The sequence below is a fragment of the Cupriavidus sp. 09_S30 genome (assembly GCF_056930435.1).
This window is the reverse complement of record NZ_JBXOWI010000001.1, coordinates 497,137-522,164: the sequence shown is the minus strand read 5'-3', so window position 1 is coordinate 522,164 and position 25,028 is coordinate 497,137. Positions and strand designations below refer to the sequence as shown.

Annotated in this window: 23 protein-coding genes, 1 other RNA gene and 1 riboswitch; of the genes, 9 read left to right on the top strand and 15 right to left on the bottom strand. The window is 68.7% G+C overall.

Annotated features, from left to right (window positions below):
• Positions 1 to 15: 15 nt before the first annotated feature.
• The 5 genes from cobT to AC1Z3O_RS02495 all read right to left on the bottom strand — a co-directional run bounded on the left by cobT (position 16) and on the right by AC1Z3O_RS02495 (position 5,633).
• Positions 16 to 1,053, bottom strand: a complete 1,038-nt coding sequence (cobT, locus tag AC1Z3O_RS02515) for a nicotinate-nucleotide--dimethylbenzimidazole phosphoribosyltransferase (RefSeq protein WP_483513267.1) — start codon at positions 1,051 to 1,053, stop codon at positions 16 to 18.
• A 61-nt stretch (positions 1,054 to 1,114) separates the two neighbouring features.
• Positions 1,115 to 1,786 (bottom strand): cob(I)yrinic acid a,c-diamide adenosyltransferase, encoded by a 672-nt coding sequence (gene cobO / locus AC1Z3O_RS02510; RefSeq protein WP_483513265.1) that lies wholly within the window; start codon positions 1,784 to 1,786, stop codon positions 1,115 to 1,117.
• 2 nt (positions 1,787 to 1,788) lie between these two features.
• Entirely contained in the window at positions 1,789 to 2,694 is a 906-nt protein-coding gene (locus AC1Z3O_RS02505) for an ABC transporter ATP-binding protein (RefSeq protein WP_483513264.1), read from the bottom strand.
• Entirely contained in the window at positions 2,691 to 3,695 is a 1,005-nt protein-coding gene (locus tag AC1Z3O_RS02500; protein WP_483513262.1) for a FecCD family ABC transporter permease, read from the bottom strand. The genes AC1Z3O_RS02505 and AC1Z3O_RS02500 overlap by 4 nt, the downstream gene beginning before the upstream one ends.
• A 21-nt stretch (positions 3,696 to 3,716) precedes the next feature.
• Positions 3,717 to 5,633: a TonB-dependent receptor plug domain-containing protein gene (locus AC1Z3O_RS02495; RefSeq protein ID WP_483513261.1), complete on the bottom strand. Its 1,917-nt coding sequence runs from the start codon at positions 5,631 to 5,633 to the stop codon at positions 3,717 to 3,719.
• Between the two features lie 73 nt (positions 5,634 to 5,706).
• Positions 5,707 to 5,955: riboswitch (cobalamin riboswitch) on the bottom strand.
• Between the two features lie 199 nt (positions 5,956 to 6,154).
• On the opposite strand from AC1Z3O_RS02495, the gene AC1Z3O_RS02490 reads away from it, so the two are divergent.
• The 6 genes from AC1Z3O_RS02490 (at position 6,155) to AC1Z3O_RS02465 (ending at position 9,702) form a co-directional block, all read left to right on the top strand.
• A complete protein-coding gene (locus AC1Z3O_RS02490; RefSeq protein WP_483513260.1) occupies positions 6,155 to 6,472 on the top strand; it encodes a hypothetical protein in 318 nt (105 codons plus the stop codon).
• Positions 6,469 to 6,810, top strand: a complete 342-nt coding sequence (locus tag AC1Z3O_RS02485) for a cell division protein ZapA (protein ID WP_483513258.1) — start codon at positions 6,469 to 6,471, stop codon at positions 6,808 to 6,810. Before AC1Z3O_RS02490 ends, AC1Z3O_RS02485 begins: the two co-directional genes overlap by 4 nt.
• Positions 6,811 to 7,093: 283 nt before the next feature.
• A non-coding RNA gene (ssrS, locus tag AC1Z3O_RS02480) (6S RNA) lies at positions 7,094 to 7,311 on the top strand.
• A 128-nt stretch (positions 7,312 to 7,439) separates the two neighbouring features.
• Complete coding sequence (locus AC1Z3O_RS02475; RefSeq protein WP_483513256.1) at positions 7,440 to 7,934, top strand: EVE domain-containing protein; 495 nt, start codon at positions 7,440 to 7,442, stop codon at positions 7,932 to 7,934.
• 103 nt (positions 7,935 to 8,037) lie between these two features.
• Positions 8,038 to 8,862 (top strand): sulfite exporter TauE/SafE family protein, encoded by an 825-nt coding sequence (locus AC1Z3O_RS02470; protein ID WP_483513255.1) that lies wholly within the window; start codon positions 8,038 to 8,040, stop codon positions 8,860 to 8,862.
• A gap of 132 nt (positions 8,863 to 8,994) precedes the next feature.
• Positions 8,995 to 9,702 (top strand): SIMPL domain-containing protein, encoded by a 708-nt coding sequence (locus AC1Z3O_RS02465; protein WP_483513253.1) that lies wholly within the window; start codon positions 8,995 to 8,997, stop codon positions 9,700 to 9,702.
• A 98-nt stretch (positions 9,703 to 9,800) separates the two neighbouring features.
• On the opposite strand, the gene AC1Z3O_RS02460 is transcribed toward AC1Z3O_RS02465, so the two are convergent.
• The 5 genes from AC1Z3O_RS02460 to AC1Z3O_RS02440 all read right to left on the bottom strand — a co-directional run bounded on the left by AC1Z3O_RS02460 (position 9,801) and on the right by AC1Z3O_RS02440 (position 15,565).
• Positions 9,801 to 11,354: a malonate--CoA ligase gene (locus AC1Z3O_RS02460; protein ID WP_483513251.1), complete on the bottom strand. Its 1,554-nt coding sequence runs from the start codon at positions 11,352 to 11,354 to the stop codon at positions 9,801 to 9,803.
• A 69-nt stretch (positions 11,355 to 11,423) separates the two neighbouring features.
• Positions 11,424 to 12,206 carry an enoyl-CoA hydratase/isomerase family protein gene (locus AC1Z3O_RS02455; protein WP_483513249.1) on the bottom strand — a complete coding sequence of 261 codons (783 nt, stop codon included), beginning with the start codon at positions 12,204 to 12,206 and terminating at the stop codon, positions 11,424 to 11,426.
• A gap of 94 nt (positions 12,207 to 12,300) precedes the next feature.
• Positions 12,301 to 13,296, bottom strand: coding sequence for a Bug family tripartite tricarboxylate transporter substrate binding protein (locus AC1Z3O_RS02450; RefSeq protein WP_483513248.1), 996 nt, complete (start codon positions 13,294 to 13,296; stop codon positions 12,301 to 12,303).
• 87 nt (positions 13,297 to 13,383) lie between these two features.
• Positions 13,384 to 14,841, bottom strand: coding sequence for a malonyl-CoA decarboxylase domain-containing protein (locus AC1Z3O_RS02445; RefSeq protein ID WP_483513247.1), 1,458 nt, complete (start codon positions 14,839 to 14,841; stop codon positions 13,384 to 13,386).
• A 52-nt stretch (positions 14,842 to 14,893) separates the two neighbouring features.
• Positions 14,894 to 15,565 carry a GntR family transcriptional regulator gene (locus AC1Z3O_RS02440; RefSeq protein ID WP_483513245.1) on the bottom strand — a complete coding sequence of 224 codons (672 nt, stop codon included), beginning with the start codon at positions 15,563 to 15,565 and terminating at the stop codon, positions 14,894 to 14,896.
• A gap of 739 nt (positions 15,566 to 16,304) precedes the next feature.
• Between AC1Z3O_RS02440 and AC1Z3O_RS02435 the strand changes: the two genes are divergently transcribed.
• Positions 16,305 to 17,384, top strand: coding sequence for a YjgN family protein (locus AC1Z3O_RS02435; RefSeq protein WP_483513244.1), 1,080 nt, complete (start codon positions 16,305 to 16,307; stop codon positions 17,382 to 17,384).
• Positions 17,385 to 17,423: 39 nt separating this feature from the next.
• Positions 17,424 to 18,476 carry a M48 family metallopeptidase gene (locus AC1Z3O_RS02430; protein WP_483513243.1) on the top strand — a complete coding sequence of 351 codons (1,053 nt, stop codon included), beginning with the start codon at positions 17,424 to 17,426 and terminating at the stop codon, positions 18,474 to 18,476.
• 68 nt (positions 18,477 to 18,544) lie between these two features.
• Here AC1Z3O_RS02430 and lgt read toward each other — a convergent pair whose 3' ends face one another.
• Both lgt and AC1Z3O_RS02420 read right to left on the bottom strand, forming a co-directional pair.
• Positions 18,545 to 19,369, bottom strand: coding sequence for a prolipoprotein diacylglyceryl transferase (gene lgt, locus AC1Z3O_RS02425; protein ID WP_483513241.1), 825 nt, complete (start codon positions 19,367 to 19,369; stop codon positions 18,545 to 18,547).
• A gap of 80 nt (positions 19,370 to 19,449) precedes the next feature.
• Positions 19,450 to 20,481 (bottom strand): LysR substrate-binding domain-containing protein, encoded by a 1,032-nt coding sequence (locus AC1Z3O_RS02420; RefSeq protein ID WP_483513239.1) that lies wholly within the window; start codon positions 20,479 to 20,481, stop codon positions 19,450 to 19,452.
• Positions 20,482 to 20,701: 220 nt separating this feature from the next.
• Here AC1Z3O_RS02420 and ilvD point away from each other — a divergent pair, with 220 nt between their 5' ends.
• A complete protein-coding gene (gene ilvD, locus AC1Z3O_RS02415; RefSeq protein WP_483513237.1) occupies positions 20,702 to 22,375 on the top strand; it encodes a dihydroxy-acid dehydratase in 1,674 nt (557 codons plus the stop codon).
• Positions 22,376 to 22,526: 151 nt separating this feature from the next.
• Here ilvD and AC1Z3O_RS02410 read toward each other — a convergent pair whose 3' ends face one another.
• The 3 genes from AC1Z3O_RS02410 to AC1Z3O_RS02400 are packed head-to-tail and all read right to left on the bottom strand — an operon-like array spanning position 22,527 to position 25,005.
• On the bottom strand, positions 22,527 to 23,021 hold the full coding sequence (locus AC1Z3O_RS02410; protein ID WP_483513236.1) for a hypothetical protein: 495 nt from the start codon (positions 23,019 to 23,021) through the stop codon (positions 22,527 to 22,529).
• Positions 23,018 to 23,455 carry a DNA polymerase III subunit chi gene (locus AC1Z3O_RS02405; RefSeq protein ID WP_483513234.1) on the bottom strand — a complete coding sequence of 146 codons (438 nt, stop codon included), beginning with the start codon at positions 23,453 to 23,455 and terminating at the stop codon, positions 23,018 to 23,020. Before AC1Z3O_RS02405 ends, AC1Z3O_RS02410 begins: the two co-directional genes overlap by 4 nt.
• 11 nt (positions 23,456 to 23,466) lie before the next feature.
• The gene (locus tag AC1Z3O_RS02400; protein WP_483513232.1) at positions 23,467 to 25,005 is read right to left on the bottom strand and encodes a leucyl aminopeptidase; all 1,539 of its coding nucleotides are present in this window, start codon (positions 25,003 to 25,005) and stop codon (positions 23,467 to 23,469) included.
• Positions 25,006 to 25,028: the final 23 nt, after the last annotated feature.

Sequence of the window (25,028 nt, the reverse complement as noted above, 5' to 3'; positions counted from 1 at the left end):
CTCGCACCGGAGCACTCAGCGCGCGGTGCTCACGCCGGCGCTGCTGAAGGTCGCCATCTCGCGCAGGAAGACCGTGGCCGAGACCAGCAGCGGCCAGGCGAGCGCCGCACCGGTACCCTCGCCCAGCCGCAGGTCGAGCGCCAGCAGCGGCTGGGCGCCGAAATGGGACAGCAGCGCGCGATGGCCCTGCTCCTGCGAGCAATGCGAGAACACGCAGTAGTCCAGCACCGCCGGGTCGAGGCGCTGCGCCACCAGCAACGCGGCCGAGGCAATGAAGCCGTCGACCACGATCACCATGCGGCTGGCGGCGGCGGCCAGGAAGGCGCCGGTCATCATGGCGATCTCGAATCCGCCGAAGGCCTCCAGCACGTCCAGCGGCTCGACCACGTCGGCGTGCAGCGCCAGCGCGCCGGCCAGCACCTCGCGCTTGCGCGCCAATCCGGCATCGTCCAGGCCGGTGCCGCGGCCGATGCACTGCTCGATGGGCGTGCCCGTGAGCCGGCTCATCAGGCAGGCCGCCGACGAGGTGTTGCCGATGCCCATCTCGCCGAACGCGATCGCATTGCTGCCCAGCCGTACGTGGCTCAGCACGCGCGCCATGCCTGCGGTCAGCGCCATCTCGAGCTGCGCGCGGTCCATTGCGCGCGTCTCGGCGAAGTTGCGCGTGCCGTTGGCGATGCGCCCGTTGACCAGGCCCGGCGCCGACGGCAACGGCGCGCGCACGCCGGCATCGACCACCTCGAGCGCGATGCCGTGCTGGCGCGCGAAGACATTGATGGCGGCGCCGCCGGCGACGAAGTTGCGCACCATCTGCGCGGTCACTTCCGGCGGATAGGCGCTGACGCCGGCCGCGGCCACGCCGTGGTCGGCGGCGAAGACGATCAGCGCCGGCCGCTTGAGCTCGGGCCGCGTGCTGCCCAGGATCATGCCGATGCGCAACGCCAGCGTCTCGAGCTGGCCAAGGGCGCCGAGCGGCTTGGTCTTGTCGTCGATGGCTGCCTGCAGCGCGGGGCGCAGTGCGGCGTCGAGGGGGGCGATTTGAGGAAGCTGCATGGCTAAGGCTCTCGGTATGACGGTATGGCGGAATCCTGTTGGCGCGTTGCCGTCCAGCGGCTTACATCTCGACGCCCTTCTGCGCCTTGATGCCCTGCTCGAAGGCGTGCTTGACCGGCGTCATGTCGGTGACGGTATCGGCCGCCTCGATCAGCTCAGGCGGCGCGCCGCGGCCGGTGATGACCACATGCTGCATCGGCGGGCGGGCGCGCAGGTCGGCGATGACGCGATCCACGTCAAGATAATGCAGCTTGAGCGCGATATTCAGCTCATCGAGCAGCACCAGTCCGATCGACGGATCGCGCAGCAGGCCGCGCGCGACCTCCCACGCCGCCTCGGCCTTGGCCACGTCGCGGGCGCGATCCTGGGTCTCCCACGTATAGCCCTCGCCCATCACATGGAAGGCGCAAACCTCCGGAAAGCGGCGCAGGAACATCTCCTCGCCGCTGGGAAAGGCGCCCTTGATGAACTGGACCACACCCGCACGCATGCCGTGCCCGAGCGCGCGCACCACCATGCCGAAGCCCGAGCTGGACTTGCCCTTGCCGTTGCCGGTGGTGATCACGATCACGCCGCGCTCGCTCTGCGCGGCGGCGATCTTGGCGTCCACCACCTCCTTCTTGCGCACCATGCGCGCCTTGTGGCGCGCGTCGCGGCCGGCTTCATCGGTCGTGGAGGCCGGGGCGGCCTGGTCCGCGGCCGTGGCCGCCTGCTTGTCGTCTGCTTGCGTCATGTTCAGGTCTCTTGGTTGGTCCGGGCGTACCCCGGAGCGCCGTCGGCGATCAGCGCAGTATGCACGCCGTCGCTGACGGCGACGATGGACGTGCGCAGCGCCGCCGAGCAATGTTCGGGGCGGAGCACCTCGGCCGCCGGGCCGTGCCGCGCGCTGCCGTCCTCGGCCATCAGCAGCGCGTGGGTGGCGTAGCGGCGCGCCAGGTTCAGGTCGTGCAGGATTGCCACGACGGCGTGGCTGCCGGCGCGCGCCAGCGCGGACAGCGTCTCGAGCACCAGGATCTGGTGGCGCAGGTCGAGGTGGGATACCGGTTCGTCGAGCAGCATCAGCGGGGCCTGCTGCGCCAGCACCGCCGCCAGGGCCACGCGCTGGCGCTCGCCTCCCGACAGTGTCAGCACATCGCGCCCGGCGAGGCCCGCCAGGTCGAGGGCAGCGAGGGTGGCCTCGACCATGGTCTCGTCTTCGCGCCGCGCAAAGCCCCAGCCGGCCAGGTGCGGATGGCGCCCGACCCTCACCGCATCGCGCACTGTCATCGAGAAGGTGTCATGCACCGCTTGCGGCAGGTAGGCGCGCAGCCGCGCCAGCGCGGCCGGCGGCATCTGCTGCGGCGCCACGCCATCCAGCGTCACGCCGCCGCCATCGGGCCGCCGCAGCCCGGCCAGCACGGCCATCAGCGTTGACTTGCCGACGCCGTTCGGACCCACCATGCACCACAACTGGCCGGGCCGCACGTCAATGTCGAGCGCACGCAGCAAGGTGCGCGCGCCGGCCTGCAAGCGCAGCCCCTGCACGGCCAGCGACGGGCACGCGGCAAGGGGCCGCTGCCAGTTCGCGTCGGCGTCGGCGTCGGCGTCGGACAAGGCAGCGGCAGCGGCGTCTGCAGGCCTGGGTCCCGTACGGTTCGTCATCGCGGCCTCCGCAGCAGCAGGAAGAGAAAGGTGGGCACGCCCAGCAAGGCGGTAATCACCCCGACCGGCAACTGTGCCGGCGCGATTACCGAGCGCGCGGCGAGATCGGCCGCCATCAGCAGCGTGCCGCCCAATAGCGCGGAGGCCGGCAGCAGCAGGCGCTGGTCGTTGCTCCAGGCCAGGCGCACCAGGTGCGGCACCACCAGGCCGATAAAGCCGATGGAGCCGGCCGTGGTGATGGCCGCGGCAATCGCCAGCGAGGCCACCAGGAAGGATGCCAGCCGCACGCGGCCGACGCTGACGCCGAGCGACTGGGCTACCGTCTCGCCCAGCAGCATCACGTTGAGCGCACGCGCCATCGGCATGATGAGCAGCAGCGCGGCCACCAGCATCGCCAGCGCCGGCCAGTAGGCGGCGACGCCGCCCAGGTCGCCGGTCAGCCAGAACAGCATGCCGCGCAGGCGGGACTCGGGCGCCACCGACAGGATCAGGGTGATCAGCGCGCCCCAGCCGGCGGCCAGGATCACGCCGGTCAGCAAGAGCCGGGCGCCGGCTTCCTGATGACCGCCCTGCACCTGCGGATGCAGCAGGTCGCGCCGCGCCAGCGCGGCCACCAGCACCATCGAAAGCAAGGCGCCGCCGGCCGCGCCTGCCTGCACCATCCACCACGGCACCATCAGCAGCATGGCCAGCAGCGCGCCGGTGGCTGCGCCGCCGGACACGCCCAGCACATAGGGCTCGGCCAGCGGATTGCGCAACAGCACCTGCATCAGCGCGCCCGACAGCGCCAGCAGGCCGCCGCAGGCAAAGGCCGCTGCGGCGCGTGGCAGGCGCAGCTCGCGCACGATCGCGCCGGCCGTGCCGCCGCCGTCGGCCAGCGCGTGCCACAACTCGGCGGGCGAAAGCGCGACGCTGCCGATCGCCAGCGACAGCGCGAATACCACCGCCCCCGCGAGCGCGAGCGCGGCCCAGACCAGCAGCGCGCGGCGCAGCTCAGGCATGCGGACCTCGCGCAGCCGGACTCACTGCCGCCAGCCCAGCGTGATGAAGCCCGCCCGTCCCTGGGTGTTGTAGGGGAAGGCAAGCTGGTAGTTCTTGTCGAACAGGTTTTCCACGCGTGCGGCGACAAACCATTGCTTGTTGATGTTGTAGCGGGCGTTGAGGTTGACGATACCGTATCCGCCGAGCGTGCGCGAGCCGTTGTCCAGGCGCAAGGACGACAGCAGCCATTCTCCCCCGAAGCGCCAGTTGCCGAAGTTGCGGCCCACATCCAGCGCAGCGTGCCGGCGCGCACGGCGCAGCAGCTGCGTGTTGCTCTGTTCGTCGACCGGGTTCTGGAAGGTCACGCTGGCGCCCACGTCGGTGCCCCACAGCGTCGCGCGCCACGAGGCCTCGAGGCCTTGCACCTTGGCCTTATTGACATTCTGCGGCGCGAGAAAGCCGTTGGGCAGCGACACGTTGACGATCAGGTTGTCGTAGCGGGTCTCGAAGGCCGTGAGGCGCAGCAGACCGGTGCTCGCCGTCTCGTACTGCAGGCCGGCTTCGGCCGACTTGGCGCGTTCGGGCTGCAGGTTGGGATTGCCAAAGTTAGGGAAGTACAGCTCGTTGAAAGTCGGCGCGCGGAAGGCATTGCTGAGGCTGGCGATCAGCTTGAGCGCATTGGTCAGGTTGTAGCCATAGCCGGCGAAGAAGCTGGCCTGGTTGCCGAAATCCGAATAGTGGTCGTTGCGCGCGTTGAGCTGCAGCTGGTGCTTGCCGAAACGGCCGTCGTAGCCGCCGAACACCGCGAACACATTGCGGGTGGGGCTGAAGGCGGTACCGAAGCTGTTGGCATTGAGCGATTGCTGCAGGTAGTCGGTGCCGAACAGCAGAGTATGGGTAGCGGCCAGGGCGTACTCGTTCTGCCAGGTGAACTGGCGATTGCGCGTGTTGAAGGTGCCGTTCTGCACGCCGTTGAGGAAGCTGTCGCTGCGGTCTTCGCTCTGCGCCAGCTTGAAGTGGGTGGACCAGTCGGGCATGAGCTTGCCGTTGGCGAAGGCCTGCACCGTGTACAGCTCGCTGTTCATGCGGTTGTCGTCGGTCGGACTGCCGAAGGCACTGTCGAAGGACAGCTTGCTCTTGGAGTAGTAGCCGCTGATGCCGGCATCCCAGTCGGGCGAGAAGCGGTGCTTCACCTGCCCCGACAAGCTCTGGTTCTCATACGGATTGCTGTTGGGATTGGCCTTCGGCGCCTGCTGCGGGTTGATGGCCGAAAAGCTATCGGTCTTGAACGCGGAACCGGTCAGGTTGAAGGAGGTATCGCCGACCTGCCCGCCGTAGCCGACGGTGCCCTGGCGGGTATTGTTGCTGCCGTACTCCACCTGCGCGTTAGCGGCCGGCGCCTGGCCTGCGCCGCTCTTGGTGAAGATCTGCACGACGCCGCCGATGGCGTCCGAGCCGTAGAGTGCCGACACATTGCCGCGCACCACTTCGATGTGGTCGATCTGGTCCGGCAGGATGTTCTCGATCTGTGCCGTGCCCGTGCTGGCAGAGGACACGCGGACGCCGTCGATCAGGATCAGCACCTGGTTGGAGTTCGCGCCGCGCATGAACAGCGAGGTGGTGGTACCCATGCCGCCGTTGGTGGAGAACTCCACGCCGGCCTGGTTGCGCAGCAGCGTGCGCAGGTCCGGCGCCTGCGAATTGACGATGTCCTCCTGCGTCACCACCGTGGTGTGGGGCAAGGCTTCGGTGAGGGGCTGCGCGGTGCGCGTCGCGGTGACGACGACCGGCGCCAGTTGCGCGGACGCCGGTTGCGCGGACGACTGGTCGTCGCCGGACTGCGCGCGTGCGCCAATGGGAAGCAGGGTGGACGTGGCAAGGGCCGCGAATGCGGCGGCAACGGAAGGACGCGCCGCGGGCAAAGCCGGGCGGTTCGACCTGTAAAGCGATGAACGCATGATGCAGGGATGGCAAGGAAGGCCGGGCCCGTTCCCCCGCGGGCCAAATGGCGATGAGGCGTGCCGCACAAGGGCGGCAGCCCGCGTTCAGGCCGGTATCCGGGCTGGCGACATCAGCGCGGCCGCCTTCCCGAACCTTGGATTCAGTGGCGATTGGCCGGCCTTGCGATGACATGGGTGTCATGATCGCGGTCGCTTACCGTTGCGGGGGCAGCACAGGTTGGCCTGTCCGGTCTGTGGCCGGCCTCGGCTCCCTGTTTCCCGTTGAACTGCCATGCCGGCGTGAGCGGAATGGCGAGCACCTGGAACGTGCGCGAGTGTAGGCAGTTTCCCCCCTAGCGTCAATGCATGCGGCGCGGCATGGTCGCTACCTGATCGCCGACGTTGCACGGGCGATGCGAAGAGGATGCTTGCAACTTCGACGCGGTTGCCGGGTCACAATCCTGGCCTTGGCATCGCGTGCGCGGCGGCGCTTCGGCTAAAATCCGGATACCCTGACACCCTTGCACCTGACAGGCACTATGCTCAACGAACTCGAACAACTCGCCGCCAAGATCGGCCGCGTGCTGCACCATGCGGACACCCTGGCGGCGGAAAACCAGCGGCTGCGCGAGGAGATCGAACGCCTGCGTGCCGAAGCCAGCCAGCTACGCAGCGACCGCGAAGCCATGGCCGCGGACCGCGAGCTGCTGAACATCAAGATCGAGGAAGCGCAACTGCGCATCCAGTCGATCCTCGACAAGCTGCCCACCGCGAGCGATGCGCGCCAGCTCGACCTGCTCGGCGACGGCGAGTCCGCCGCGCAGGGCAAGCAGCAAGCCCCCGGAGAACACGCATGAGCAACAAGCAAGTCGAAGTCAATATCGCCGGCCAGGCCTACCGCTTCGCCATCGCCCCGGACAACGAGGCCGCCCTGCTGGAGGCCGTGGCCCTGGTCGATGAGCGCATGACGCGCCTCAAGACAAGCGGCGGCGCCAAGGGCGTCGAACGGGTGGCTGTGATGGCCGCCATCAGCCTCGCTTCCGACCTGCTGGCCGCGCGGCGCAAGCAGCAGGAGGAAGGTGCGATTCCGGTGGACGCCGTGCGTGCCCGCATCCGCGAGCTCAATGAGCGCGCCGATGAGGCGCTGCGCCAGTACGCACACGTGGGCACGGGCACGCCGCCCGTGCGCGGTTGAGGACCGTGCGGTAGCGCGGTCTGCACTGCATGGCGGGGATGTGCAGCGGATGACGCGCCCTGTAAGCAAAATGTAACGGGTTGGCACGCCGGGCTTGGTCTGCGAGACCGCGCGGTGTATAGTGTAGCCAGACTGCACGAAGCAACAGACAGGTGCAGCGCAATGGTCGGGTTACCGTGCCCGGCCGCCGTTCTCATCCCATCCTAGTTAGAAACGGCAAACGTCTGACATCGCGCCCTGCGCCTCGTGCTAAGGGCGAGTTTAGAGAGTCAGACGTTTGACAGTTTCCCTGCCTGGTTCGTCAGGATCATAAACTCCTTGAACCGATATGCATTGCATGGTGCGGGATCATGTCGCGTGGGCGAGCGCGTCGCGTTATTCATAGTCCGGGCCGAGCTTGGACTCCCTGAGTGGGCGATGTACCCGATATGCGACTTCCGCAGCCACTCTGAACCTCACTTGGGTTCAGGATGCCGATCCAGCGGCCGAGGCGGGGACCCCTTAAGAAAGGCGGTGGTTAAGACCACCGCCTTTTTTCTTGCCCGCGGCCGGGGAGACAGCCGTCACATGCCGGCCGCATGCGGGCCCGCGCCGTCCGACCGACCGACCCGCAACGAGAGGATCCGCCGATGAGCCGCTCCGCCCCGCCCGCCACTGCTTCCCGAGCCCGCCAGTACTGGCTGATGAAGTCGGAGCCCGACGAGGCCAGCATCGACACCCTGGCCGAGCGGGGCACGCTGCCGTGGACCGGCGTACGCAACTACCAGGCGCGCAACTTCATGCGCGACGTGATGCGCATCGGCGACGGCGTGCTGTTCTACCATTCCTCCTGCCCCGAGCCCGGCATCGCCGGCCTGGCCGAGGTCTGCTCGACGCCCTACCCCGACCCCACCCAGTTCGACCGTGCCAGCGACTACTTTGACGCCGCCTCCAAGCCGGAGACGCCGCGCTGGATGCTGGTGGACGTGCGCTTCGTCAAGAAGAGCGCGCTGATCCCGCTGCCGGAACTGCGCGCGCATGAGGAACTGGCCGAGATGGCGGTACTGCGCCGGGGCAACCGGCTGTCGATCACCCCGGTGACCCCCGCCGAATGGCGCTTCATCACCGGCCGCCTGATGCGCTGAAGCGCATCGCGCGACCGCGCAGCGCAAGGTAGCGCGGCATCAGGACACACTGCACCCTGAGCGCGGGACATGGTGCCCCGCCGGCCCGCCTTCTCCCCGACCTATGAGCCTCGCCGACCTCCCTGTCCTGATTCCCGCGCTGTTGCTGCTGGGCGCCTTCACCGGTTTCTGCGCCGGCCTGCTCGGCGTCGGCGGCGGCATGATGATGGTGCCCTTCCTGACGCTGCTCTTCACCGCGCTGCGCTTTCCCGCCGAGGCCATCGTGCACATGGCGATCGCCACCTCCATGTCGACGATCCTGTTCACCTCGCTGTCATCGGTGCGCGCCCACCACAAGCGCGGCGCGGTGCGCTGGCCGATCGCGCTCGCGCTGGCGCCGGGCATCCTGCTGGGGGGCATGATCGGCGGCGGCAAGGTCTTCGCCGCGCTCAAGACGGGATGGCTGTCGCTGCTGTTCGCCGGCTTCGTCGGCTTCTCCGCGCTGCAGATGCTGCGCGCGCGCAAGCCCGCGCCGACGCGCCAGCTGCCCGGCGCCGGCGGCATGGTCGGCGCCGGCACGGTGATCGGCTTCCTGTCCAGCCTGGTCGGCGCGGGCGGCGGCTTCGTCTCGGTGCCTTTCATGACCTGGTGCAATGTGCCCATCCACAATGCGGTGGCAACCTCGGCCGCGCTGGGCTTCCCCATCGCGGTAGCAAGCGTGATCGGATATATCTGGAGCGGCCTCGGCATGCAGGGAATGCCCGCGGGCGCGCTGGGCTACGTCTACGTGCCGGCGCTGGTCGTGATTGCGCTGGCCAGCGTGCTGACCGCGCCGCTGGGCGCACGCGCCGCGCACAGCATGGATGTGGGGCAGCTGCGCCGCGTCTTCGCCCTGCTGCTGTGCAGTCTTGCGACCTATATGCTGTGGAAGGGCGTGCACGCCTTCTAGGCGGAATCCGGCCGGGCGCAAGCAGCGGCTCCGGAGTGGCGATACAAGTGGATACACGGCGGAGGCTGCCGGCATGGAACGTTGGCCTGCGCGCGGCGTCTGACGAGACTTGACATCGATTGGGAGAACAAGATGAAGAAGATGATCGCTGCAACCCTGCTCGGCTCCACCGCCATGGTCGCGGCAGCGCAGGGCGGCCCCATCCACGGTGACAATGCGCCGGCGCCATCCGGCGTGCTGTCGCTCTCCGCCGATGCTGCCACCGACGTGCCGACCGACACGGTGCGCATGACGCTGGCCGCCGAGCAGGAAGGCAACGAACCGGCCGCGATCTCCACCTCGCTGTCGGCACGCGCGCAGGAGGTGATCGCCCAGGCCAAGCGAACCGCTGGCGTGCAGGCCGAATCCGGCGGCTTCACCATTCATCCGACCACCGACCGCAATGGCCGCATCAGTGCCTGGCGCGGGCGCGCCGAGGTCATCCTGCAGTCGCGCGACTTCGCCGCGGTATCCAGGCTGGCGGGCCAGCTCGCCGGCCAGATGCAGGTGCAGAGCATCGCCTTCTCGCTGTCGCGCGAGGCGCGCCAAGCGGCCGAGAGCAAGCTCGCCGAGCAAGCCGTCGCCAGCTTCCGCGACAAGGCGCAGGCCACCACCAAGCTGTTCGGCTACGGCAGCTACACCATCCGCGAGGTGTCGCTGCACGAGGGCGGCGCCATCATGCCGATGCCGCGCATGTACGCGGCCAAGGCAATGGCCATGGAAGCGGCGCCGGTACCGGTCGAGGGCGGCAAGGCGCAGGTCACCGTGTCGGTGAACGGCTCGGTGCAGATGCTGAAGTAAGCCGCCCCGTCTCGCACGGTCTCGCCCCACCTCGCCCACGGCGTTCACCCTCCCGCCGGCGGCAGGGTGAAGCGCAGGCGGCGGGACTGCGCGGCGGACTACAGCGTGGCGAACTGCTGGCGCAGCACGTTCTTCTGCACCTTGCCCATGGTGTTGCGCGGCAGCTCGTCAACCACGTGCACGCGCTTGGGCACCTTGAAGTTGGCGATGCGTGCCTTCAGGGTGCCGATCATGTCGGCCTCGTCGATCTGCACCCCCGGCTTGCCCACCACCACCGCCACCACGGCTTCGCCGAAGTCGGCATGCGGCACGCCGATCACGGCGCTCTCGACCACGCCGGGCATCTCATCGATGAAGCTCTCGATCTCCTTCGGATAGACGTTGAATCCGCCGGAGATGATCAGGTCCTTGCTGCGGCCGACGATGGTCAGGTAGTTGTCGGGCACCGCGCGCTCGCCGGCCTGGCTGACGATGGCCCCGCCGAAACGGCCCACATCGCCGGTCTTGAACCAGCCGTCGGCGGTGAACTCCTCCTTGGTCTTCTCGGGCATGCGCCAGTAGCCCTGGAACACATTGGGCCCGCGCACCTCCACGTTGCCGATCTCGCCGGCCGCGCAATCCTTGCCCTCGCCGTCTACCACACGCACCGACACGCCCGGCAGCGGCATGCCGACGGTGCCGCCGATGCGCTCGCCCAGCGCCGTGTCATACGGGTTGGAGACCAGCATCACCGTCTCGCTCATGCCATAGCGCTCCAGGATGGTGTGGCCGGTGCGCTCGCGGAAGCTGTCGAAGGTTTCCAGCAGCAGCGGCGCCGAGCCGGACACGAACAGGCGCATGCGGCGGCAGGTATCGTCGTCGAAGCGCGCTTCCTGCAGCAGGCGCACGTAGTAGGTCGGCACACCCATCATCACGGTGGAGCGCGGCAGGTGCTTCAGTGCCTGGGCCATATCCAGCTTGGGCAGCCAGATCATCTTGGCGCCGGCCAGCAGCGCGCCGTGCGAGGCCACGAACAGGCCGTGCACATGGAAGATGGGCAGCATGTGCAGCAGCACGTCGTCGGCGCGCCAGCCCCAGTATTCGTGCAGCGTCAGCGCGTTGGACGACAGGTTGCCGTGGCTGAGCATGGCGCCCTTGCTGCGCCCGGTGGTACCCGAGGTGTAGAGGATGGCGGCCAGGTCGTCCGGCGCGCTCTGCACGGTCTCGAAGGTATCGGGCTGCGCGGCAGCGCGCGCCAGCAGCGAACCGGAGCGGTGCTCATCGAGGGTGAAGACCTTGGCGCTGCCGTGGCGGAAGGCCAGCTTGGACACCCAGTGGAAATTGGCGCTGCTGCACACCACCACGGCAGGCTCGGCATTGCCGACGAAGTAGTCGATCTCCGCTTCCTGGTAGGCGGTGTTCAGCGGCAGGTAGACGTAGCCCGCGCGCAGCGTGGCCAGGTAGAGGAAGAGCGCCTCAGGCGACTTCTCCACCTGCGCGGCGATACGCGAGCCGGGCGGCAGTTGCAGCGAGACCAGCAGGTTGGCCAGCTTGGCGGTGGCCCGGTCGAGATCGTCCCAGCTGTAGTACAGGCCGTCGTGGGTCTCGATGCAGCAGGCACTGCGGTCGGCCGGGAAGCGGGATTCGAACAGGGCGAACAGGTTGGCGTTCATGGTGCGATCGGAAGCGGAAGCGGAAGAGGAAACGGAATACGGTACGGAACGATGGCAGGCGTGCCGCGGCTAGTCCCCGGTGAAGTCCGGCGCGCGCCGGGCCAGGAATGCGGCCACGCCCTCGGCATGGTCGCGGCTCTCCGCATAGGCGAAGTGCGCCGCCAGCTCGGCCTCTGACAATGGCGCGGCAATGGGCGCCAGGCGCCGGATCGTGGCCTTGTTGATGCGGGCGGCCGCCGGCGCGCCGGCGGCGATGCGCGCCACGGTGGCATCGATCTCGGCGGCCAGCGCGTCGGGCGCCACCACGCGGGTCAGCAAGCCCTTGGCATGCGCCTCGGCCGCGCCGAACACCCGCCCTTCGAGCAGGATCTCCAGCGCCACCGCGCGCCCGGCCAGCGCCAGCAGCCCCTGCAGCTCGCCCGGCGCCATCGGGAAGCCCAGGCGGTTGATCGGCACGCCGAAGCGTGCGTCGTCGGCGGCGATGCGCAGGTCGCAATGGCAGGCGATCTCCAGCCCGCCGCCGACGCAGACGCCTTCGATCATGGCGATGGTGGGCAAGGGGCAGCCCGACACCGCGGCCAGCGCCGGCGCGATGATATCCATGTGATAGCGGCGCACCGCGGCGGCATCGCCGCGTTCGACGGGGAACTCCGCGATATCGGCGCCGGCCGCAAAGTTGCCGTCGGCACCGCGCACCACCACGCAACGCAGCGTGCGGTCGCCGGACAGCGCGGCAAAGGCGTCGGCCAATTCGCGCCACATGGCGGCCGAGATGGCATTGAGCTTGCCGGGATGTGTGAGCGTGACTGTAGCCACACGGCCCTCGCGGGCATAGGTGACGTGGCCGCTCATCGACGGCCCCCGGAGTGCAGGCAGGGCGCCCGCCTGGCGGGCGAGCGCTGCGGCAGCAGCATGGCTGGCATCGGCATCGGCATCGGCATCGGCATCAGTCGATGGTCGCGCCCGACTGCTGCACCACCTGCGCCCAGCGCCGGACCTCGGCATGCAGGAACTTGCCGAACTGATCGGGCGTGTAGGCAGGCGTCTCGGAGCCGTTGCTGAGCCAGATCTGCTTCATCTCGGGGGTATTCAGGGCTTTCTCCGTTTCGGCATAGAGCCGGTCGATCACTTCGCGCGGTGTGCCTTTCGGGGCCCACAGCGCATACCAGGTCGACACATCATAATTCGGCACGCCGGCCTCCGCTGCCGTGGGGACGTTGGGGAAGGCCGCAGAGCGCTTCGGTGCGGCCACCGCCAGCGCCTTGATGCGGCCGGAACGGATGTGCTGGGCGGAGGAGCCGAGGCCGTCGAACACCATATCGATCTGGCCCGCCATCAGGTCGGACAGCGCCGGGCCGGCCCCCTTGTAAGGCACATGCGTGATACTCGTCTTGGTCTGCAGCTTGAACAGCTCGCCCGCCAGGTGGTGCGCGGAACCGTTGCCGGCCGAACCGTAGTTGAGCTTGCCCGGGCTCTTGCGCGCCTGTTCGACCAGTTCCGCCAGCGTGCCGGCCTGGACCTTGTTTGGGTTGACGACGATGACCTGCGGCGGCTGCGCGATCACGGTAATGGGAATGAAATCGCGCTCGATATCGTAGTCGAGCTTCTTGTAGAACGAGGGCGCGATGGCATGGTGGGCGCCGCCGATGAACAGCGTGTAGCCGTCGGGCGCGGCCTTGGCCGCCAGGCTGGCACCCACCGTGCCGCCCGCACCGCCCCGGTTATCGATGACGAACTGCTTGCCGAGCTGCTTGGACAGCTGTGCGGTCAGCGGCCGTGCGAAGGCATCGGTGCCGCCGCCGGCGGGAAAGGGCACGATCACCGTGACCGGCTTGGCCGGCCAGGCCTCGGCCTGTGCCGCTGGCGCGACCAGGCCCAGGCCGGCTGCCCCGGCCACGGCGAGCGCGCACAGGCGCGCGGTCAGTCTGGACTGACGATTCATCTTCTTGTCTCCTCGATCGTTCTTGTTGGACTGCGGACTCGACTGCGGACTGCTTACTGACCCCCGGGGTGCTGCCCTCCCCACTGACTACAACAGCTTGGCCACCGCGCGGCTCATGCGCGGGTTGCCGGCGCCCAGGCGCGCCAGATTGTCATCGAGCGCGTCGGGTTCATAGAGATAGTTGACCATCATGCCGCAGGATTGGGCCCGGCCCTTTTTCGACAGGTCGGCGGCCCAGTTGATGCGCTCCACGCAGGCACCGTTGCCCAGGTGGAAGCGCGCCACCGGATCGGCCGGCGCCTCGCGGCTGCGCTCGCGCACTAGGAAGTGCGCGGCCAGCGCCATGCCGGCTTCGCGCGCCAGCGCATCGTCGCCATCGGCGGCGCGCTCGCCCAGCGTGGCCAGCCAGCCCGCACCGTCGCCAGGCACGGCGCCGTGCTGCTCGCTCCAGCGTGCCAGCCGCTTCTCGCCCAGCACGGCAGCGACCGTCGCGCCGTCCTGCTTGCGCAGCCAGTCGGCAAACCCGGGAATCGGCGACAGCGTGGCGAACTGCTTGAGCTTGGGAAACTCGCGCTGCAATTCCTCGATCACGCGCTTGAGCAGGAAGTTGCCGAAGCTGACGCCGCGCAGGCCGGCCTGCGTATTCGAAATGGAATAGAAGATGGCCCACTTGACGCGGCGCAGGTCTTCCAGCGGCGCGGCCTCGTCGAGCAGCGCCTGCACATTGGCCGACATGGCCGGCACGAAGGCCACCTCGACGAAGATCAGCGGCTCGCGCGGAATGCGCGGGTGGAAGAAGGCGTAGCAGCGGCGGTCCGAATCGAGCCGGTTGCGCAGGTCGGCCCACGAGGCGATCTCATGGACCGCCTCATAGCGGATCAGCTTCTCGAGCAGCGAGGCGGGCGAGTCCCAGGTGATGGGCTGCAGCTCCAGCAGGCCCACGTCGAACCAGTTGGAGAACAAGGCCTCCAGGTCCTCGTCGAGCGCGCGCAGCCCCGGCACGCGCTTGTGCCAGCGCAGCATGTCGGCGCGCAGCGCGATCAGGAAATGCAGGCCGCACGCCGTCCCGTCCTGCCCCTGCTGGCCATGCAGCGCGGCGATGCGCTTGAAGAAGCGGATACGCGCATTGGACAAGGCCTGCGCCAGCGCGGTCCCGCCCTTGCCGCCTTCCGGCTCGCCGGCGCTGCCGCTGGCCGCCACCTCTGCCAGCACGGCCAGCATCGCCTGGCGCGTCTCGTCGGCCGCGGCTTCGTACTCGGCGCGCCAGGACTGGGCGGCCGCGTTGGCGGCACCGTCGGTGAGCCGCGCATCGAAGCACAGGCGCAGTTGCTCGCGCTGCCGGCGCAACACGCGTGCGCCGAGTGGCGCGGGCCCGGCCGGCCCCGTCGCCCCCGCCGCCGCCCTTGAGGCCGCGCCGTCCTTGCGCCCCCACCAGCGCCCGAAGCGCGAAAGCAGCGAGGCGGCGGGCGCGCTGCCATCGCCGCCCAGCGGCGCGCTGACCTTGTTGTCGCCGATGTCCTTGTCGCCGGTATCGAGTGAGCTCATGGGACTCCTGTCGTCGATGCGTTGCAAGAAATGGAAACGGGCCGAGCCGCGTCTAGGCCGTGGCGGGCGCGTCCTGGGCTTCCACGTCCAGCACCTTGAGCGCGGCGCGCTGGCGCAGCAGATGCGTCTTCATCAGCGCCTCCGCGCCCTCGGGATCGTGTGCCTTGAGCGCCGAGAAGATGGACAGGTGCTCGGCGCAGGATTCCTGGATGCGGCCCGGCAGTTTCAGGCTCTTGTGCCGCGACAGCCGCAGCACCTTGCGCAGGTCGCTGATCAGCCCGCTCAGCCAGCGGTTGCCGGCCAGGCGCTGGATGGCCTCGTGGATCTGGTAATTGGTTTCGTAGTAGGCATCGATGCGACCGGCCCGGGCATGCTCGGCGAGTTCGGCATGCAATCCTTCGAGCGCCGCCAGGTCGTCCGCGCTGGCGTTGCGCGCGGCCTCGTAGGCGCAACGGCCTTCGAGCAGCGCCATCAGCGGGAAGATCTCGTCGAGGTCCTGCTCGGACAGCTCGTTGACCACGCAGCCGCGGCGCGGCTCCAGGCGCACCAGCCCCTCGGCGGCCAGCACCTTGAGCGCCTCGCGCAGCGGGGTGCGCGAGATGCCCAGCGATTCCGCCAGCGCCACTTCGTCGATCCATGCGCCCGACTGCAGCGCATGCTCGCCGATCATGGCGCGCAACCTTTCGGCAACTTCCAGATACAGGGCTTGCTGCACGATGCGCATGGATGCCTCCTGGGAATACCTCGCCGGCCATCGGAACGATGAGATGCCTGCGACGCAATAATTCATAATTATGAATAACGGCGCGCGCGAGGCAAGTCCTTTCGATGATGCACCGCGGCATCCGTGCACAGCGTCGAGGTGGCGGGGAAGATCGCGGGCAATGGCACGCAGGACGTGGGTGCCAGCCGACGGAGAAGATAATGGCGCAGGGCCGGGCAATAGAGATGGCGGGACGGATGCCTGCCTCCCGACGGCATCCGCCCGCGCCCACAAGTGCCCCACCCGTTCATCGCAGTCCGGCGTGGCCGCCGGCCCAGGCGTGGGCCATGGATTGCGGTGCTGGCCCAGCACCTCCCCCCTGCAATGCGCCCGTCGCCGGGGCGCGTTTCCGTTCACGTCGTGTTATGGCGGGCGCGATCCACTCCCTGCCGCGCCTCGATCCTTCTTGTAACCGGCAATGTAGCGATTTGCGTGCCAGCGTGCGCAATCCTTTGATTTGCCGGGGAAAGGCGTTCGACAAGTTGTTACAAATCGATAAAGATGTAACAACATGTATCTGACATGCAACGACCGCGGAGCCGCACGCCGACGAGATTTCAGCCGGCAAACCATCGGTTTCCGGTCCTGCGCCTGCGCCTTGGTGCGACAATGTGAATCGACAGACGCTCAGCCGGCTGTCTGAATGGTTGCAGCTACGAAACACGGGCGGCCCGCGCCGCCGATCGACAGGAAAGCCCCGATGCCATCCGAACTCGACACCGTCGCCCCCAGCAGCGTCACACCCGCCGCCGAGCCCGCCACGCGCCGCCCCCTGCCGCTGCGCTTCACCGGGTCCGGTTCGGAATACTTCCGCATCTGGATCGTGAACGCCCTGCTGAGCGTGGTCACGCTGGGCATCTATTCCGCCTGGGCCAAGGTGCGCACGCTGCAGTACTTCTACCGCAATACCGAGCTGGACGGTGGCACCTTCGACTATCACGGCCGGCCGCTGGCCATCCTGAAGGGCCGCGCCATCGTCTTCGTGCTGGCGCTTGCCTTCAATCTCGCCGGCCAGGCTTCGCCCTGGCTGCCTGTGCTGCTGGGCCTGGCACTGGCAGCCGTGTTCCCGCCGCTGCTGGTGCGCTCGCTGCGCTTCCGGCTGGCCAACTCCAGCTACCGCGGCCTGCGCTTCGCTTTCACTGGCGGCGATGCCGACGGCTACAAGGTCTTCCTGCTGTGGCCGCTCGCGGCCATGTTCACGCTGTTCGCGCTGGGGCCGCTGGCCCACCAGCGCTTCAAGCGCTACCAGCACCAGCACACCCGCTACGGCACCGCGCCCTTCGCCTTCGATGCGGGCGCCGGCGCCTTCTACGGCGTCTACCTGCGCACCTTCGCCATGGTGGTGATCCTGGTCATCGCGGCCGCCTTGCTGGGCACGGTCGCCGGCGCCTCCGCCCATGGCGGCAAGAGCGGATTCGCGCTGGTCACGTTCCTGTCCGTGCTCGGCTTCTACCTGGCCCTGCTCGCAGTCGGCCCCTTCTTCCTGGCCAGGCTGCAGAACCTGGTGTGGAACAACACCACGCTCGGGCCACATGCGTTTCGCAGCGAGGTCAGCGCCGGGCGCTACTTCTTCCTCGTGCTGTCCAATATGATCGGCATCGTGCTGACGCTCGGCCTGTTCACGCCCTTTGCCCGTGTGCGCGCGCTGCGCTACCGGCTGGCCTGCGTCACCATGCTCGCCGCCGGTCCGCTGGACAGCTTCATTGCCGGTGAAGCCCAGCAGGTTGGTGCCCTGGGCGATGCGGCCGTAGACTGGTACGACATCGACATCGCCCTCTGAGCCGCCGCCGCTGCCCCGCTGCAGCCCCGTCCCTACCCTATGGTCGCTTCCACCTATTTCGATGGCCGCTCTTCACGCGCGCAGCCTGCCACGCTGACGGTGGAAGACGGCCTGGCCGTGCTGCGCGATGCCGACGGCGCCGAGCTGCGGCGCGCCCCGCTGTCCACGCTGCGCGTTTCCGAGCGTGTCAGGCGCGCGCCGCGCCTGGTGACCTTCGCCGACGGCGCCCACTGCGAGATCGCCGACCATGCCGCCTTCGACGGGCTGCTGGCGGCCACCGGCCACCGCGAGGGCTGGGTCGTGCGCGCGCAGAACAGCTGGCGCCTTGCCGCGGCGGCCCTGCTCGGCCTCTTTGCCGTGCTGGCGCTCGGCTACGCCGTGCTGCTGCCATGGGCTTCGGCCAGACTGGCCCGTGCTGTGCCGGCGGCGCTAGAAGAGAAGGTAGGTGAAGCCGCGCTGCGCAGCCTCGATGAAGGATTGGTATCGCCGTCGAAACTGCCCGAGGCCCGACAGCGCCGCATCCGCGAGGCATTCGCCTCGCTGCGCCTGCCCCCCGACCCCGCTCACGACTACCGCATCCTGTTCCGCCACGGCGGGCGGCTGGGCGCCAATGCGCTGGCGCTGCCCGGCGGCAACATCGTGGTCACCGACGAGCTGGTGGCACTGGCCGGCGACGGCCCGGGCCTGATGGGCGTGCTGGCGCACGAGGCGGGGCACGTGGCACGCCGCCATGGCCTGCAGCAGGCCATCCAGGCGTCGGCGGTCGGCGCGGCCGCAGCCTATTTCCTCGGCGATTTCTCTTCCGTGCTGGCAGGCGCGCCGGCTGCCGTGCTGAGCCTGCGCTATTCGCGCGACCACGAGCGCGAGGCCGATGCCTATGCGGTCGACGTGATGCGTGCGAACCGGCTGCCGGTATCCGCCTTTGCCGACGTGCTGCAGGCGCTGGAGAACGCGCACGGGAAACCGTCGGGCGATGGGTCCGGCAATGGGTCCGGCAATGGGTCCGGCGATGGCGAGCGCGGCAGCAGTGACTTCTTCTCGACCCACCCGCTTACGCGGGAACGCATCGAGGCGCTGCGCAAGGCGGACTGAAACCTGCCGCACGGCGGCCCGGCGGGCCGCCCGCTGGGGCGCGCCGCCTCACCGGGAACGTACCGTGCTCAGGCGCGCGGCGGGACGCCGGCCGCATCGGCCCTGCCCTGCCGGCGATAGGCCCAGGCCAGCATGATCACGCCCGCGACGATCATCGGCATGCTCAGCCACTGGCCCATCGACAGCTTCAGCGCAAGCAGGCCAAGGAAGCTGTCCGGCTCGCGCGCGAACTCGGCCAGGAAGCGGAAGCAGCCGTATCCCAACAGGAAGGCGCCCGACACGGCGCCCATCGGCCGCGGCTTGCGCGCGAACAGCCACAGGATGATGAACAGCGCCACGCCCTCCCCAGCGAACTGGTAGAGCTGCGAGGGATGGCGCGGGATGTTGTCGCCCGCCTGCGGGAAGATCATGCCCCAGGGCAGCGTGGTGGCACGGCCCCACAGCTCGCCGTTGATGAAGTTGCCGATGCGCCCGGCGGCCAGCCCGCAGGGAATCATCGGTGCGATGAAATCGGTCACCTGCATCCAGTGGCGATGGCGCAGCCGCCCGAACAGCCACATCGCGACGATCACGCCGAGGAAGCCGCCGTGGAAGGCCATGCCGCCTTCCCATACGCGCAGGATTTCCAGCGGATGGCTCAGGTAGTAGTCCGGCTTGTAGAACAGCACGTAGCCGAGCCGCCCGCCAAGGATCACGCCCAGCACGCCGAAGAACAGCATGTCGTCCAGGTCCTTGGCGCTCCAGCCCTGCGCGGCCATCTGCGGCTGCTTGATGCGCAGCCGCCCGAACACGAGGAACAGAATGAAGCCGACCAGGTACATCAGCCCGTACCAGCGGATGGCGAGCGGGCCGAGGTGAATGGCAACCGGGTCGAATTGCGGATGGATCAGCATGGTTGGTTCTGGGTTGGCGCAGGTCGTTGTCAGGGCCTGCGCGGGTGGTGTTTCGCCATGGCGCATTCGCCTTGGGTTCGCTATGCCGTGCCGGTGGGCGCGGCCGCCGGCCCAGTGCTTATGCCATCGCCGCGCGACACGCCGATGGCAGCCGCCAGCGTGGTCGCGATATCGATGAACGAGCGCAGGACCGGGCTGACGCCCGCACCGCTGTCACGCCACACCAGGCCGGTCTCGATCTGCGGGCCGGCCCCGCGCAGCGGCAGGTAGGACACGCCGGTGCGGCGAAGGTTGCACAGCGAGGCCGGTACCAGCGCCACGCCCATGCCGGCGGAGACGAGGCTGACGATGGTCTGCATCTGGATGGCCTCCTGCGCAATGGACGGGCTCAGCCCTTCACGCGCATAGCAGCCCGTAATGATGTCATAAAACGCTGGCGCACTGCGGCGCGGGAAGATGATCAGGGGCTCGTGCGCCGCTTCGCGCAGCGAGACCGCCGCCCCGCTGCCTCCGCTCCCCGCGCGCTCATCGCCCACATCCCCCTCTTCGCTCCCGCTGCCCCTTGCGCCGGCACCGCTCCCGCGCCAGCCCTCCGGCACCGCCAGCACCAGCGGCTCACGTACCAGCGGCAGGTAGCACAGGCCGTGCGGCAGCGCCGGCAGCTGCGGCCGGATCACGAGGCCGGCATCGATGCTGCCCTCGATCAGCGCTTCGAGCTGGACATCGCTGGTGGCCTCGCGCAGTTGCAGCTGCACCTCCGGATGGCGCGCGCGAAAGCGCCGCAGCAGGTCGGGCAGGATGCCGTAGTCGGCGGTGCTGACGAAGGCGAGCGCGAGCGAGCCGATCTCGCCGCGCGCCAGCCGCTGGGCCAGGCCCGGCAGCGCAGCCGCGTCGGCCAGCACGCGCCGCACCTCCGGCAGCCATTGCTGGCCGGCCGGCGTCAGCGCGACCGAGCGCCGCGTGCGCTGGAACAACTGCACGCCGATCTCTTCCTCGAGGGCCTGGATCTGCTGCGACAGCGGTGGCTGTGTCATGGCCAGCCGGCGGGCGGCGCGGCCGAAATGCAACTCCTCCGCCACGGTGACGAAATAGCGCAGCTGGCGCAGGTCCACGTGCGTTCCTCCGGCGGTTTTAATATGAAAAACGACTCAATAGAGTTCGAATAATATATTTGACACACAAAAATGCAAGCCGCATGCTGTCAGACACAACAGGGCCGGAGACTGTTGACCCGCTGATCTGCCGATCCGCTGCCCCGATATCCCGGCCATTGCGGCCCGCGCAGCCAGTGCTGTCCGGTGCGCAGCCCGCCCCCTTCCCGGAGACCCCACCATGGCTTTCAACAAACGCTCCCAGCACATCACGCAAGGCGTGGCGCGCTCGCCCAACCGCTCGATGTACTACGCGCTGGGCTACAAGAAGGAAGACTTCGACAAGCCGATGGTCGGCATCGCCAACGGTCACTCCACCATCACGCCCTGCAATGCCGGCCTGCAGCGCCTGGCCGATGCCGCCATCGACGCAATCCGCACCGCCGGCGCCAACCCGCAGGTGTTCGGCACGCCCACCATCTCGGATGGCATGTCGATGGGCACCGAGGGCATGAAGTACTCGCTGATCTCGCGCGAGGTCATCGCCGACTGCATCGAGACCGCGGCCCAGGGCCAGTGGATGGACGGCGTGGTGGTGATCGGCGGCTGCGACAAGAACATGCCGGGCGGCATGATCGCGCTGGCGCGCACCAATGTGCCGGGCATCTATGTCTACGGCGGCACCATCAAGCCTGGCCACTGGAAGGGCAAGGACCTGACCATCGTGTCCTCCTTCGAGGCAGTGGGCGAGTTCACCGCCGGCCGTATGAGCCAGGAGGACTTCGAGGGGGTGGAGCGCAACGCCTGCCCCAGCACCGGCTCCTGCGGCGGCATGTACACCGCCAACACCATGAGCTCCTCCTTCGAGGCGCTGGGCATGTCGCTGCTGTATTCGTCGACCATGGCCAACCCCGACCAGGAGAAAGTCGCCAGCACCGCCGAATCGGCCCGCGTGCTGGTTGAGGCCATCAAGAAGGACCTCAAGCCGCGCGACATCATCACCAAGAAGTCGATCGAGAACGCCGTCACGGTGATCATGGCCACCGGCGGCTCCACCAATGCGGTGCTGCACTACCTGGCCATCGCCCACTCGGCCGAGGTGGACTGGACCATCGAGGATTTCGAGCGCATCCGCCGCCGGGTGCCGGTGATCTGCAACCTCAAGCCCTCCGGCCAGTACGTAGCGACCGACCTGCACAGCGCCGGCGGCATCCCCCAGGTCATGAAGATCCTGCTCAAGGCCGGCCTGCTGCACGGCGACTGCCTGACCATCACCGGCCGCACGCTGGCCGAGGAGCTGGAAGCGGTGCCCGACACCCCGCGCGCCGACCAGGACGTGATCCTGCCGATCGAGAAGGCCCTCTACAAGGAAGGCCACCTGGCCATCCTGAAGGGCAACCTGGCGGAGGAAGGCGCGGTGGCCAAGATCAGCGGCCTGAAGAACCCGGTCATCACTGGCCCCGCGCGCGTGTTCGAGGACGAGCAAAGCGCGATGGACGCCATCCTGGGCGACAAGATCCAGGCCGGCGACGTGCTGGTGCTGCGCTATCTCGGCCCCAAGGGCGGTCCCGGCATGCCGGAGATGCTGGCGCCCACCTCGGCCATCATCGGCAAGGGCCTGGGCGAGTCGGTCGGCTTCATCACCGATGGCCGCTTCTCGGGCGGCACCTGGGGCATGGTGGTCGGCCACGTCGCGCCGGAAGCCTACGTCGGCGGCACCATTGCGCTGGTGCAGGAAGGCGACACCATCACCATCGATGCGCACAAACTGCTGCTGCAGCTCAATGTCAGCGACGAGGAGCTCGCCCGCCGGCGTGCCGCGTGGCAGCAGCCTGCGCCGCGATACACGCGCGGCGTGCTCGCCAAGTTCGCCAGGCTGGCCTCCACGGCCAGCAAGGGCGCGGTCACCGACTGAACGGGACTGAGCTGGACTGAACGCACGGAAGCGGGCCGGACGCGGTCCGCTCCGCACGCGCCCCTCGATAAAAAAAGCCCGCGATCGCTCGCGGGCTTTTTCTCGTCAGCAGGCGCATCGCGCCGGATCGCGCCGGATCGGCGCCTGCCTCTCACACCCCGTCGGGATCCCGCTCGATCTCCTCCAGCGTGGCATCCAGCCATTCGACCAGCCTCGCCTCCAGCGAGCGGGTCAGCTCGGCCGCGAGCTGCGCGGTGAGCGGCGCCAGCCACGACTGCAACGCGACTTCCGTGTGCGCCTCCACCACCTGCGGCCACTCGGCGCGGAAGCGCATCATCACCCGTGACAGCAACTCGGTGCGCACGGCGCGCAGCTCGTCTTCCTCGGGCTGGTAGGACAGGCCGGCCGGCTCCGCCGGCTCCACCGATTCCAGCGGTTCCAGTTCCGCACCGCCGGTGTCACCGACCTGGGTCACCAGCCCGGTCGGCGCCATGCCGGCAGTGTCGACCACGGCATCGGGCGGCGAGACCGTGCGCGCGTTGCGCAGCGGCACCTCGGGCGGCAGCTCGATCACCTCGGTCAGCAGCGGAATGCTGTCTTCGGGACCGAGGCGCGGGATCACCCGCGAGGTGGTGCGTTCGCTCATGCGGACTCCTGGCCCTTGGCCTGGCCGATGTCGTGATGGGTGAGCGGATAGCCGCGCTCGCGATAGAAGCGGTAGCGTTCGCGGCCGGCCGCGCGGTCGCCGGCGTCAGCGCCGACGACTTCGATCAGCCGTTCGAAGCTGGCGAACTGCTCGGGTGCCTCGGGCATCAGGTTGATCAGCACCTGGCGATGCGGCACGCGCTCCAGACCCGCCGCCAGCACAATGGGGGTTTCCGCCGAGCGCGGGTGCTCCGCACCGCAGTGGGGCAGGAAGTCGAGCTGGGAGAAGGTCCACAGGCGAGAGTCCAGCTCGGCGAGCTGGGTGGGCTCGCCCAACACCACCAGCTTGAGCCCGGCGCCGTAGGCCTTGCGCACCAGCCGGCACACGTAGCCGAGCTTGTCGGGCACGTTGCTGTGAAAGTCGATGCGCGTCATCCGCCTTCGCCTCAGCCGGCCCGGTCCATCAGGAACTGCGCCAGCAAGGGCACAGGACGCCCGGTGGCGCCCTTGGCGGCACCGCTCTTCCAGGCCGTGCCGGCGATGTCCAGGTGGGCCCAGTCGTACTTCTCGGCGAAGCGCGAGAGGAAGCAGGCCGCGGTCACGCTGCCCGCCGGACGGCCGCCGATATTGGCCATGTCGGCAAAGTTGGACTTGAGCTGGTCCTGGTACTCGTCGTCCAGCGGCATGCGCCAGGCACCGTCCATGGCCTTGCGCCCGGCTGCCAGCAGCTGGTCGGCAAGCGCGTCGCTGCGCGAGTACAGGCCCGAGTTGACGTGTCCCAGCGCGATGATGCAGGCGCCGGTCAGCGTGGCCACGTCGACCACGGCGGCCGGCTTGAAGCGCTCGACATAGGTCAGCGCGTCGCACAGCACCAGGCGGCCTTCGGCGTCGGTATTGAGGACCTCGACGGTCTGCCCGGACATGCTGCTCACCACGTCGCCCGGCTTGGTGGCGATGCCGCTGGGCATGTTCTCGCACGTGGGCACCACGGCGACCACATTGAGCTTCAGGCCCATTTCCGCCACCGCCTGCAGCGTGCCCAGCACCGAAGCCGCGCCGCACATGTCGTACTTCATCTCGTCCATGCCTTCGCCCGGCTTGAGCGAGATGCCGCCCGAGTCGAAGGTGATGCCCTTGCCGACCAGCACCACCGGCGCCTGGCGCGCGCCCGCACCCTCATAGCGCAGCACGATGAACTGCGGCGGCTCCACCGAACCCTTGGTCACGGCCAGGAAGGCGCCCATGTTCAGGGCCTCGATCTGCTTGCGGCCCAGGACTTCGACCTTCAGCTTGAAGCTCTTGGCGATGCCGCGCGCGGCGTTGGCCAGGTAGCTCGGCGTGCAGACGTTGGAAGGCAGGTTGCCGAGATCGCGTGCGAGCTCCATGCCGTTGGCGATGGCGATGCCGCGCTTCACGGCCTGTGCGGCCGGCTTCGCGTCCGCCGCGTCCACCGCGATGAGCACCTTGCGCAGGCTGGGCTTGGCGCTGCCGCTGGCGCTCTTGCCGCCGGCCTGCTTGAGTTCGGGGTGGCGTTCCAGCAGGCGGTAGGTGACCTCGCGCACCAGGGTGACGGTGGTGATCAGGCCCCAGGCCAGGTCGCGTCCCTGTGGCAGGTGCTGCTCATGCAGGCACCACAGCAGGGAGGCGGTTCGTGTGTCGGACACGGCACGTACGGCAGCGCGCACGGCGTCCGCGTAAGCCTTGTCGCTGAACGCCGATTCCTTGCCCAGCCCGACCAGCAGCACGCGCGCCGCGCCCACGCCGGCCAATTCGTGCAGCATCAGGTGCGTGCCGCGCTTGCCTTCGAAATCGCCCTGCTTGAGCAGGCGCCCTACCAAGCCCTTGGTCGCCACGTCGAGGACCTTGGCGGCACCGTCCAGGCTCTGGCCTTCGAACAGACCGACCACCAGGCAGTCGGTCTTGGTCGCCAGGAAACCATTTTGGCCGGCTTTGCTCCAATCCAGGGCTTTTGTGCTAAATTCCATCGCGCTTCCTTCCAGGGGCTTGT

Excerpts from the sequence above, each read along its gene's own strand:
- AC1Z3O_RS02405 (WP_483513234.1), bottom strand. The coding sequence starts at position 23,455 with ATGACGCGCATCGACTTTCACAGCAACGTGCCCGACAAGCTCGGCTAC.
- AC1Z3O_RS02495 (WP_483513261.1), bottom strand. The coding sequence starts at position 5,633 with ATGCGTTCATCGCTTTACAGGTCGAACCGCCCGGCTTTGCCCGCGGCG.
- lgt (WP_483513241.1), bottom strand. The coding sequence starts at position 19,369 with ATGCTGATCCATCCGCAATTCGACCCGGTTGCCATTCACCTCGGCCCG.
- AC1Z3O_RS02400 (WP_483513232.1), bottom strand. The coding sequence starts at position 25,005 with ATGGAATTTAGCACAAAAGCCCTGGATTGGAGCAAAGCCGGCCAAAAT.
- AC1Z3O_RS02500 (WP_483513262.1), bottom strand. The coding sequence starts at position 3,695 with ATGCCTGAGCTGCGCCGCGCGCTGCTGGTCTGGGCCGCGCTCGCGCTC.
- AC1Z3O_RS02470 (WP_483513255.1), top strand. The coding sequence starts at position 8,038 with ATGAGCCTCGCCGACCTCCCTGTCCTGATTCCCGCGCTGTTGCTGCTG.
- AC1Z3O_RS02410 (WP_483513236.1), bottom strand. The coding sequence starts at position 23,021 with ATGAGCGAACGCACCACCTCGCGGGTGATCCCGCGCCTCGGTCCCGAA.
- cobO (WP_483513265.1), bottom strand. The coding sequence starts at position 1,786 with ATGACGCAAGCAGACGACAAGCAGGCGGCCACGGCCGCGGACCAGGCC.
- ilvD (WP_483513237.1), top strand. The coding sequence starts at position 20,702 with ATGGCTTTCAACAAACGCTCCCAGCACATCACGCAAGGCGTGGCGCGC.
- AC1Z3O_RS02490 (WP_483513260.1), top strand. The coding sequence starts at position 6,155 with ATGCTCAACGAACTCGAACAACTCGCCGCCAAGATCGGCCGCGTGCTG.
- AC1Z3O_RS02455 (WP_483513249.1), bottom strand. The coding sequence starts at position 12,206 with ATGAGCGGCCACGTCACCTATGCCCGCGAGGGCCGTGTGGCTACAGTC.
- AC1Z3O_RS02450 (WP_483513248.1), bottom strand. The coding sequence starts at position 13,296 with ATGAATCGTCAGTCCAGACTGACCGCGCGCCTGTGCGCGCTCGCCGTG.
- AC1Z3O_RS02460 (WP_483513251.1), bottom strand. The coding sequence starts at position 11,354 with ATGAACGCCAACCTGTTCGCCCTGTTCGAATCCCGCTTCCCGGCCGAC.
- AC1Z3O_RS02505 (WP_483513264.1), bottom strand. The coding sequence starts at position 2,694 with ATGACGAACCGTACGGGACCCAGGCCTGCAGACGCCGCTGCCGCTGCC.
- AC1Z3O_RS02430 (WP_483513243.1), top strand. The coding sequence starts at position 17,424 with ATGGTCGCTTCCACCTATTTCGATGGCCGCTCTTCACGCGCGCAGCCT.
- AC1Z3O_RS02465 (WP_483513253.1), top strand. The coding sequence starts at position 8,995 with ATGAAGAAGATGATCGCTGCAACCCTGCTCGGCTCCACCGCCATGGTC.
- AC1Z3O_RS02475 (WP_483513256.1), top strand. The coding sequence starts at position 7,440 with ATGAGCCGCTCCGCCCCGCCCGCCACTGCTTCCCGAGCCCGCCAGTAC.
- cobT (WP_483513267.1), bottom strand. The coding sequence starts at position 1,053 with ATGCAGCTTCCTCAAATCGCCCCCCTCGACGCCGCACTGCGCCCCGCG.
- AC1Z3O_RS02445 (WP_483513247.1), bottom strand. The coding sequence starts at position 14,841 with ATGAGCTCACTCGATACCGGCGACAAGGACATCGGCGACAACAAGGTC.
- AC1Z3O_RS02435 (WP_483513244.1), top strand. The coding sequence starts at position 16,305 with ATGCCATCCGAACTCGACACCGTCGCCCCCAGCAGCGTCACACCCGCC.
- AC1Z3O_RS02485 (WP_483513258.1), top strand. The coding sequence starts at position 6,469 with ATGAGCAACAAGCAAGTCGAAGTCAATATCGCCGGCCAGGCCTACCGC.
- AC1Z3O_RS02440 (WP_483513245.1), bottom strand. The coding sequence starts at position 15,565 with ATGCGCATCGTGCAGCAAGCCCTGTATCTGGAAGTTGCCGAAAGGTTG.